The sequence below is a fragment of the Streptomyces sp. ADMS genome, from assembly GCF_033441795.1.
In the GTDB taxonomy this organism is placed as follows: domain Bacteria; phylum Actinomycetota; class Actinomycetes; order Streptomycetales; family Streptomycetaceae; genus Streptomyces.
Map to the genome: position 1 here is coordinate 1 of NZ_JAVFVX010000559.1, position 282 is coordinate 282.

At 71.6% G+C, this 282-nt stretch carries 1 protein-coding gene; it reads left to right on the top strand.

The window, feature by feature from the left end:
• Nucleotides 1-282: hypothetical protein (locus tag RB628_RS43045; protein WP_318325836.1), on the top strand; the 282-nt coding region annotated here is incomplete at both ends.

Sequence of the window (282 nt, forward strand, 5' to 3'; positions counted from 1 at the left end):
GGACGCCGTACGAGGACCAGTTCGCTTACCTGTCGCGCACCGAACGCCTCGCGCCTGGGCAGGTGCAGGAGTTGGTGGAAGCGTTGGGCCCGCTGCAGGCCGGCCCCAGCCCGACCATGCCGGTGCTGCCGGCCCGGCCGCGCCGCAGCGCGCTGGCCAAGGCCCCCAAGACGGTCAGGGCCAAGGCAGGAGCGATGCTCCGCATCGCCACCACCGGACTGCCACCGCAACTGATCGCGGCGCTCAAGCACGCCGCGTCCTTCCACAACCCCGAGTTCTACC